A 7,814-nucleotide genomic window follows, 5' to 3' on the forward strand; every position below is an offset into this window, starting at 1 on the left:
GGGACCCGTGCAGTCGTGCGGCGCCACCGGGAGGTGATAGGTGTCGGCCAGATCGCAGATGCGCGCAGCCTCGGTGATCCCGCCGGTCCACGCGACGTCGAGCATGATGACGTTGGCCGCCCCGGCTTCGAGTACGTCCCGTTAGCGATAGCGGGTGAACAGTCGCTCGCTGACGGCCTGCGGCACGCGCGTCTCCTGTGCCAGCCGACGCAGGTCCGCGATGCTGTCCGGCTGGATGATGTCCTCTACCCAGAGGACATCGAGCGGCTCCAGCGCGCGCAGGATGCGCAGTGCGCAGTTCACATCCCAGCGCGAGTGACCCTCGATGATGATCTCGATGCGATTGCCGACCGCGTCGCGGATCCGCTGCACGATGCTGATTCCCTCAGCAAGGTCCGTTGCCGACAGGATGCTCCCGGGTGGACCCATCGCCGACCACCCGGCCGGTCCCGTCACCGAGTCCGACTTGATCTGAGGTGCAAATCGGTCGAAGGGCCAGACCTTCATGGCGGTGATGCCCGAGGCGAGCAGGTCCTGGGCGAGCCCGCCCGGATCGGAGCGTGTTCGCTCCTGGTCTCGATACGCGCCCGCGTCGGCGCAGGTGGCGTATACGGGAATACTTGATCGCACCGCGCCGCCGAGCAGCGCATGGATCGGTCGGTCGAGCAACTGGCCGGCAACATCCCACAGCGCCATGTCGATCGCGCTGAAAGCTCTCATTTCCGCGCCCGCGTAACCGTAGAAGTTCGAACACGCGAACAGGTTGCGCCAGTGCAGGGTTCGCGCCTCCGGATCCTGCCCGAGCAGGAGCGGTGCGGCCATCTCGTGGATGATCGACTCGACAGCACCCGCGTTGTAGAAGGTCTCCCCGAGACCGACGACTCCCGCCGAGGTCTCGATCTCCACCCAAGTGCAATTGGGCTGATCGGCCCACCTAAAGGTAGAGATCCGCGTGATGCGGGTCACTGGATCTCACTTAGCGCGCGCTGCCACACGTCGTCCGTGGCACGGACGTAGTGCACCTTCTCGTATGCCTCGAGCGTCGGCGAACCCTTGCCGGGCAGGGTTGTGCAGATCAGCGCGTGCGGGCAACCATCGTTGTCGCGAGTCCGCGCCAGCGCCGCGCGCAGCGCCGGCAGATCGTTCGCGTCGACGCGCTCCGCACGGAAGCCGAACGCGGTGAACTTGTCATCGACCGGCTCGACGGTCATGACCTGTGAGGTGTCACCGTCGGCCTGCATGCCGTTGTTGTCGACGAGGACCACGAGCGAACCAAGACCGTAGTGACCGGCCGACATCGCCGCCTCCCAGATCTGGCCCTCCTGCAACTCACCATCGCTGATGAGGCAGAAGGTACGCGCATCGGAACCCTTCAGTCGATCGGCCAGCGCGAAGCCCACCGCCTGCGACAGGCCTTGCCCGAGCGAGCCACCGGTGATGTGAAAGCCCGGAAGGCCGGCGAGGGGACTCTCCTCGATCCGGGAACCGTCCATGCCGTACGCCCCGAGCTCCTTATCGGCGTACAGACCGGGCTCGCCAAGAGCCGCATACAGCGCGATCGCACTATGGCCCGTCGACAAAATGCGCCGATCCACGAACTCGTCGTCGGTCGTCCGGCGAAATTCGTCGAAGTAGAGGGCCGCCATCAGATCGGCAAGGGCCAGGCCTTGCCCGACATAGCCCTGCCCGCGGCCGCGGCACATCATGATGCATCGCCGGCGGATCGACGCCGCGCGCCTGGCGATCTCGCTGTCGGGAATCGTCATCGTCCCACCGCCGGCATGATCCGATCAGCCAGGGCGCCGGTCGATAGCCCCAGCTCAGACCGGATGTGATCGAGGGAACCTGCCGGCGCCCATTCGTCGGGTACCCCCAGGGGCCGGACAGTGGTCGCCACGCCCACCTGAGCGACCACCTCTGCAACCGCCGTGGCGAGGCCGCCGATGACAGAGTGGTTCTCGATCACGTGGAGGACTCCGAAGCGCCCAGCGAGTTCGGCTATGGCACCGGAGTCGATCGGCTTGAGGGTCGGCACGTGCAGAAGCGAGGCCTCGATTCCACGAGTCGCGAGCTCATCGACGGCATCGAGTGCCCACGCCGTACCGAGACCGGTCGAGACGATCGCAACATCGGCCCCGCGTCGAAGCGTTCGTGCCTGGCCGATGACGAACTCGAAGCCCGCTGGATCAAAGCGCTCCTCGACCATTCCGCGCAGTCCCCGCAGGTACACGGTGCCGGGGTGGGCGGCGGCCGCGCTGAGTGCCGCGGCCAACTCAGTGGCGTCCGCGGGGTCGATGACAGTCATGCCGGGGATCTCCCGCATCAGCGCAAGGTCGTCGGTGGCCTGGTGGGTAGCGCGGAACGGGGTGGTGATCCCGGGGAGGAAGGCAACCACGATCGCCTTGACCGGTCCCGTGCACATGGCCATCGCGACCTGGTCGAAGGCGCGCCTGGTGGCGAATACGCCGTAGGTCACGGCGATCGGCAGGAAGCCGGACCGGGCAAGGCCGCCGGCGATCCCCATCATGTTTTGCTCAGCCATGCCGACTTGGATGAACCGCTCGGGAAAGGCGGTCGTGAAACCGATCAGGTCGGTGTAGTTGCTGAGGTCGGCGCTCAACACGACGACATCTGGTCGCTCGCGACCGAGCGCGACGAGGGCGTCGGAGAATGGCGCCGCCCGCATCACTACTTCTATAGCCGTAATAAAGGACAATATACCGAAGACTCGGCGTCCATGAGGAACTTTCCCTCAAACTCGCGCTCTCCTGGCATCTAACCTCCACCCGCGCCACGAACTATGAGTACTCTGTCATCCGTTGACAATCCGTCCCCGTTTTGATGGAGGCAATCCACATGCGCTTCGCGCTCAATCACGCCATCTGCCCACTGCTACCGATCCCGAAGTTCCTGGAGCTGGCGGCCACGGTGGGCGTCGACACCGTCGAACTGCGCGACGGGATGCCGCCGGGCTGGGAGCTGCCGCCCGCTGCAAATGTCCTGGCCTACGCGCCAGCGGCCATTGCCGAGCTCTCGCGGAACTCGGGAATCGGGATCGTCAGCATCAATGCCCTCCAGAGGTTCGATCTGTGGGATCGCGAGCGCGCGGATCAGGCCCGGGCCTTAATCGATTTTGCGGAGACAGCCTCCATCCCGAACCTCGTGCTCTGCCCGAGCGTCGCCGAGCCCGGATCTGCGGCAGCGGAGTCCCACCTCGAGCAGGCGCTCGATGGGCTGCAGCCCATGCTCGAGTCTGCGGGAGTCCGCGCACTGATCGAGCCACTCGGTTTCACCCGATCCTCGCTTCGCTACAAGGCAGTCGCGGATCAGGCACTGGAATCCCGAGGGACGCCTGCGTGCTTCGGGATCGTCCACGACTCGTTCCACCACGCGGTCGCGGGAGAGCAGTACTACTCGCCGCTCACCGCACTCGTCCACCTGTCTGGCGTGGCGGACATCGGCATCCCCGTGGAGGCGTGGGATGACCGGCTCCGCATCCTGGTCGACGAATCCGATGTCATGGGCAACGTCGAGCAGGTACGTACCCTGATGTCGACCTACGACGGGATCTGGTCCCTGGAGCCGTTCGCATCGGAGGTCGGTGGAAGTCCGACTCTTGCGGACGACCTTCGACGATCGATCGACTTTATCTCGGCGAACACCTAGACCAAGGCCAGTTGCGACCGCGGGCCAACGGCGACTCGCAGTGCATCGAGGTTGGCCGCGTGGACGTCGCGGGGGCGCAGCGCGTCACCGATGACGAGCACTTCGCAACTGGCGCTGATGAGCAACTGCTGCGCGAGGGCATTCTCCGACTGCCGCCCACCCACCACGACGAGGTTGATGTCGGGAAGGCGACTGACCACTCCCCGCGACTGGATCTCGACCCAGCCGCGGCCCACGCGCTCCACCGTCGATTCGGTCAGCGCGCGCCGCCCCGCGGTGGAGCCGACAAGCCGTAGCAGCTGCTCGTGACCACAGCCCGGACGCTCGGTCGCCAACTGGGCGTGCGGATCGACGATCGCCACCTGGGACCCGCGGCGCGCCAGGTGCACGGCGAGCACGCAACTGGCCCAGTCTCCACCCGCGATGACGATGCTCGTCGGCACGACGTCGGCCGGCAGGCCGAATGCCTCCAGGAGGCCGAGTGGAGCCACATCATCGGCGATCTCGAAACGACGCGGTGCCTCGCGAACACCGGTAGCTATGACGAGCAGGTCCGGACCAAGCACCGCGAGTGTTTCTGCTGTTGCGGTCGTACTCAGGCATACTTCGACGCCAGCGGCGTGGACGCGGGCCTGCTCAGATTCGATGTAACTCTGGAAATCGCCGAAGACGGTCGCCGCATGGTGCATCTGCCCGCCCAGACGGTCACTGCGCTCGATCAACGTCACCCGGCTTCCTCGTTCGGCGAAGAGGGTTGCGGCCTGCATCCCGGCCGGACCCCCGCCGACGACGACCACTCGTCTGGGCTCGGGATCGGGAAGGGACCTTGCCAGGATGTACTCCCGCGAGGTCTCCGGATTCACGGTGCAGTCACTGACGAGATTCGCCTCCAGCCTGTCTACACAGTGATGGCACGCAATGCAGGGCGTGATCTCGTCCTGGCGACCAGAACGGCGCTTGTTGACATATTGCGGATCGGCGTGGAAGGCCCGCGACATTGACACCATGTCGATGCCCTGCTCGAGCGTGCGCTCGGCGACGCCCGGTCGTGACAGTCGTTGCGCCACGCTGACGAGCGCTCGATCGCCGACCTCCGACTTGATTTGCAGTGCCAGGTCGACGAACCCGCCGTCGGGTGACTCCGAACCTTGCATGATCATGTGACTGCTCTCGTAGAAACCACTCGAGACGTCGACCAAGTCGATGCTGGCATCGGCAAGCATCGCTGCGAACGCGCTTGACTCATCGATGTGCAGACCACCGGGTACGAACTCTTCGGCAGTCATTCGGTATCCAAGGGGAAAGGTTGCCCCGAGTTCTGCGCGCAGTGCAGCCACCAGCATCAGCGGGAAGCGCGCGCGATTCTCCAGCGAGCCGCCGAACTCATCGGTGCGGCGATTGCTGAAAGGGGACACGAATGAACCGACCAGATATCCATGCGCGCCGTGCAGATGGATCATGTCGATGCCGGCTGAGCGCGCACGCGCGGCCGCCGCGCAGAACAGCCCGACAACGCGGTCGATGTCGGCCCGGGTCATCTCCCGAGGCGTCGGGGTTGGATTGAGCACCTCGCAGCGGACGACAGACGGCGCTATCGGCTGACGCTGCGACATTATCGACGGGGTCTCACGACCGCCAAGGTACAGCTCCAGTGCGAGCTTCGCGCCGTACGGGTGAACCGCCGCGACAGCCTGACTCAGCGGCCCGATGACGAGGTCGTCGTGGCACCCCACCTGGAACAGGTGTCCCATCCCGATCGGGTCGACGTAGGTGGACTCGATCTGGATGAGCCCGGCACCGCCAGCGGCCCGTGCCTGAAGGTAGGAGATGTAGCGAGGAGTGAGCGTGCCGTCCTGGTTGGCCATGCCCCGCTCCATCGGTCCGGTGATGATCCGGTGCGGCAGGGACATTGAATTGATCGAGATCGGCTCGAATAAAAGGCTCATCGCAGCAGCCTACTCATGGGTCGAGGGAACCCATGGCCACAGCATCGAAAGCGTTGACTGTTAACAGTCAAGGCGCCTGAGTACCGGCTACGGGGCTGGGACGACCTGCTGTCGCTGCGCGCCGAGACCCGCGATGCCCAGCTCGACCACGTCACCCGCCTTTAGGTAAGTCGGCGGCGTCATTCCCATTCCGACCCCCGGCGGCGTCCCGGTATTGATGAGATCCCCGACCTCGAGCACCATGAACTGGCTCAGGTACCAGATTACGAACGGCACATCAAAGATCATGGTCGCCGTCGAGCCCGACTGCCGCCGCTCGCCGTTGACATCGAGCCACATCGCCAGTGAGCCGACCTCGCCGAGCTCGTCAGCGGTGACCAGCCAGGGTCCGCACGGATTGAACGTCTCGCATGACTTGCCCTTCACCCATTGGCCGCCGCGCTCGAACTGGAACTCGCGCTCGGACACGTCGTTGCTGACCACGTAGCCCGCGATCCGCGACACCGCATCGGCGGGTGAGTCGAGATAGCGGCATTCCGCTCCGATGACCACACCGAGTTCGACCTCCCAATCCGTCTTCACCGACCCGCGCGGGATGCGCAGTTCGTCAGTGGGCCCGACCAGTGTGTTGGTCGCCTTGAAGAAGACGATTGGCTCCGATGGCACCGGCATCCCCGACTCCGCCGCATGATCGGCATAGTTTAGGCCGATGCAGACGATCTTGCCGGGACGATCGATCGGCGCTCCCAGTCGCTGACCGGCCAACGGCCGCACGGGCAGGTCCTGCCCCGCAAGGAGTTCCTCGATCCGGCCATCGGTGATGACCGTGAGGAACGCACTATCCATCCGGGTCGTGACGCTCGACAGGTCGGCATAGCTGTCGTCGTCCACCAGCAACCCAGGGGATTCCTGTCCTGGTTGACCGACCTTGACGAAACGCATGCGAATTCCTCCCTCACGATAGATGGACATGCTGAGCCTACTTTCTCGGTTCGCGCTCCACTCGATCGCGTGAAGCTTTAAGCATGCCGCGAAACTCGTGCGGTATCTGTGTGTGGATGCGACCTACTCGACCGGCGACGAGTTCTTCGTCGATGGCGGTGCCATGACGGGCATGAGCCTTCCCGGGGCGTGATGCCTCATGATCATGTACGCCTGCACCCACTGCTGACTGGACAAGTTTCTGCCCGCGGAGTCGGTGACCGCGTGCATGAGCGATTCCGGGGTCGACAGGGCAGTTCTGTGCCAGTATCTCGGGCAGTCCGATAACACCTACATCGCCGAATTCGTAGGGTCAGATGCGTCAAGGTTCTCGGGTGTTGCGGTGATCGACCGTTCCGCAGCAGAGTCCACCGGTCAACTTGCTCCGCTTGCCGCTGACGGCACGTTCCGCCGTGTGCGGGTGGCGGTCGACATGTCGCTGGCGAACCCGGGCTTCGCGATCAGCGCGCTCGGCCTCGGGGTGAATGTTGTCCTCTTTGGGCCCGATGGGCTCGAGAACGTTGTCGACGTCATGGGTCGGCCGCCCGCAGTTCGAGGACGGAGTGCTCACTCGTCGGCAGGCACTTCTCGACTGCGCTTGCGCGACGAACGTGATGGTCACACTGTCGGGCTTGGGGGTGTGCCAGAGCCATCCGTATGACGTCGCGGTCAACTTCGTGAGGAGCGTCGCATCCGCCTCCGATGCGGATCGACTGATGTGGAGATCGAACTTCCCCGTACTGGGCGAGCGCGCTGCATACGGCGCAGACCTGCACTGCTTCTGGACAATGCTTGGGGCATCCCCGAGTCTGCGATCGCGCGCGTGGCGGGACTCATCGCAGAGTCGACCTGGTTCAGGTGAGACGGTATAAGGGCTCGGGATTCCTGGTGAAGAGACGCTCGCGCTCCGCAGTGGAGAAGTTCGCGGTGATCGACGACAACGCCTCGAAGATCGTCGCGTGGTCGGAGTAGAGCTTGTCGACGGGGAAGTTGCTCGCGAACATGCAGCGGTTGGTACCGAAGATGTCGATGACCTCGAGCACGATCGTCCGGGGGCGCTCCCCGATCCAGACACGGTCGAGCATGCCGAACTCCGAGATCTTGACGTGGACATTGGGTTACTCCGCCAGCGCTCGCATCCCGTCGCGCCATATCTGCATGCCCTCCGGATCGTGATCGATCGGGAAGCCCGCATGGTTAGGAGCCACCATGGCATCGGGA

Annotated in this window: 6 protein-coding genes and 2 pseudogenes; 1 reads left to right on the top strand and 7 read right to left on the bottom strand. The window is 64.7% G+C overall.

Annotated features, from left to right (window positions below; translation table 11 throughout):
- The 3 genes and pseudogenes from ACESNG_RS15935 to ACESNG_RS15945 all read right to left on the bottom strand — a co-directional run.
- A pseudogene (locus tag ACESNG_RS15935) lies at positions 1-966 on the bottom strand (mandelate racemase/muconate lactonizing enzyme family protein); the annotation flags it as partial.
- Positions 963-1,766, bottom strand: a complete 804-nt coding sequence (locus ACESNG_RS15940; RefSeq protein WP_373069719.1) for a transketolase — start codon at positions 1,764-1,766, stop codon at positions 963-965. The gene ACESNG_RS15940 and the pseudogene ACESNG_RS15935, both read right to left, overlap by 4 nt.
- Positions 1,763-2,686: a transketolase family protein gene (locus tag ACESNG_RS15945; RefSeq protein WP_373069721.1), complete on the bottom strand. Its 924-nt coding sequence runs from the start codon at positions 2,684-2,686 to the stop codon at positions 1,763-1,765. Before ACESNG_RS15945 ends, ACESNG_RS15940 begins: the two co-directional genes overlap by 4 nt.
- A 170-nt stretch (positions 2,687-2,856) precedes the next feature.
- Between ACESNG_RS15945 and ACESNG_RS15950 the strand changes: the two genes are divergently transcribed.
- Positions 2,857-3,666: a TIM barrel protein gene (locus tag ACESNG_RS15950; RefSeq protein ID WP_373069723.1), complete on the top strand. Its 810-nt coding sequence runs from the start codon at positions 2,857-2,859 to the stop codon at positions 3,664-3,666.
- Here the strand turns inward: ACESNG_RS15950 and ACESNG_RS15955 are convergent.
- The 4 genes and pseudogenes from ACESNG_RS15955 to ACESNG_RS15970 all read right to left on the bottom strand — a co-directional run.
- Entirely contained in the window at positions 3,663-5,612 is a 1,950-nt protein-coding gene (locus ACESNG_RS15955) for an FAD-dependent oxidoreductase (RefSeq protein ID WP_373069725.1), read from the bottom strand. The two genes, ACESNG_RS15950 and ACESNG_RS15955, sit on opposite strands and share 4 nt — an antisense overlap.
- An 87-nt stretch (positions 5,613-5,699) precedes the next feature.
- Entirely contained in the window at positions 5,700-6,554 is an 855-nt protein-coding gene (locus tag ACESNG_RS15960; protein WP_373069727.1) for a fumarylacetoacetate hydrolase family protein, read from the bottom strand.
- Positions 6,555-6,915: 361 nt separating this feature from the next.
- Entirely contained in the window at positions 6,916-7,215 is a 300-nt protein-coding gene (locus ACESNG_RS15965; protein ID WP_373069729.1) for a hypothetical protein, read from the bottom strand.
- A 232-nt stretch (positions 7,216-7,447) separates the two neighbouring features.
- Positions 7,448-7,699, bottom strand: a pseudogene (locus tag ACESNG_RS15970) (amidohydrolase family protein); the annotation flags it as partial.
- Between the last annotated feature and the right edge of the window lie 115 nt (positions 7,700-7,814).

This window comes from Gemmatimonas sp., from assembly GCF_041689975.1.
Lineage (GTDB): Bacteria > Gemmatimonadota > Gemmatimonadetes > Gemmatimonadales > Gemmatimonadaceae > Gemmatimonas.

Excerpts from the sequence above, each read along its gene's own strand:
- ACESNG_RS15950 (WP_373069723.1), top strand. The coding sequence starts at position 2,857 with ATGCGCTTCGCGCTCAATCACGCCATCTGCCCACTGCTACCGATCCCG.
- ACESNG_RS15945 (WP_373069721.1), bottom strand. The coding sequence starts at position 2,686 with ATGCGGGCGGCGCCATTCTCCGACGCCCTCGTCGCGCTCGGTCGCGAG.
- ACESNG_RS15960 (WP_373069727.1), bottom strand. The coding sequence starts at position 6,554 with ATGCGTTTCGTCAAGGTCGGTCAACCAGGACAGGAATCCCCTGGGTTG.
- ACESNG_RS15940 (WP_373069719.1), bottom strand. The coding sequence starts at position 1,766 with ATGACGATTCCCGACAGCGAGATCGCCAGGCGCGCGGCGTCGATCCGC.
- ACESNG_RS15955 (WP_373069725.1), bottom strand. The coding sequence starts at position 5,612 with ATGAGCCTTTTATTCGAGCCGATCTCGATCAATTCAATGTCCCTGCCG.